General features: G+C 67.7%; 1 pseudogene. It reads right to left on the reverse strand.

Annotated elements, in window-relative coordinates:
• Positions 1-260 (reverse strand): annotated as a pseudogene (locus tag SB719_RS21005) (hypothetical protein); the annotation flags it as partial.

Raw genomic sequence — 260 nt, forward strand, 5'->3', positions numbered from 1 at the left:
GGTGACAGCGCCGGTGGCGTCCTTCTCCGTGGTGAGGTTGCCACTGTCGTCATACGAGTAGCGGGTCGTGGCACCGGTCGGTGATGTCACGCTCGTGACGTTCCCGACGCCGTCGTAGGTCCGCTTCCAGGTGCCCCCGTTCGGGTCGGTGACCGTACCCACGCGGTCCCGGCCGTCCGGCGTGTACGTGGTGGTGGCGCCGAGCGGGTTCTTCTCAGCCAGGAGGTTGTCCTCGGAATCGTACGAGTAGCCGGTGGCCC

Source organism: Pantoea sp. SIMBA_079 (genome assembly GCF_046940275.1).
Taxonomy (GTDB): Bacteria; Pseudomonadota; Gammaproteobacteria; order Enterobacterales; family Enterobacteriaceae; genus Pantoea; species Pantoea borealis.